The sequence below is a fragment of the Mycobacterium sp. UM_11 genome (assembly GCF_001414075.1).
In the GTDB taxonomy this organism is placed as follows: Bacteria; Actinomycetota; Actinomycetes; order Mycobacteriales; family Mycobacteriaceae; genus Mycobacterium.
On the sequence record NZ_LATC01000238.1, the window covers coordinates 1 to 550 of the forward strand.

At 69.5% G+C, this 550-nt stretch carries 1 protein-coding gene; it reads left to right on the forward strand.

Annotated features, from left to right (window positions below; all coding sequences use genetic code 11):
- Positions 1-550, forward strand: a 550-nt coding sequence (locus WU80_RS24820; RefSeq protein WP_156349780.1) for an AMP-binding protein, incomplete at both ends; no start/stop codon positions are given.

Genomic DNA, 550 nt, shown 5'->3' on the forward strand with positions numbered 1-550 from the left:
CCCTGCCCGATCCGGGGCCCGAGCAGGTGGCCCACATTATTTACACCTCGGGCACCACCGGGGTGCCCAAAGGGGTGGCGGTCACCCACCACAACATCACCCGCCTGTTCGACACCCTGGATGTGGGCATCGACCTAGGCCGCGAACAGGTGTGGACCCAATGCCACTCCTATGCGTTCGACTTCTCGGTGTGGGAGATCTGGGGCGCCCTGCTACACGGGGGCCGTCTGGTGGTGGTGCCCGACGACATCACCCGCTCCCCCGAGGAGCTGCACACCCTGCTGCGCACCGAACACATCAGCGTGTTCAGCCACACCCCCTCGGCGCTGGCCGCCCTGCCCCCACACGACCTGCCACCGATGACCTTGATGGCCGCGGGGGAGGCGTGCCCACCGGAGGTGATCGAGCGGTGGGCGCCCGGGCGGGTGATGCTCAACGGGTACGGGCCCACCGAAACCACCGTCTATGCCACCATCAGCGCCCCCCTGACCCCCGGGGTCACCAGCGTCCCGATCGGGGCGCCGGTGCCCGGGGCGGCGTTGTTCGTGCT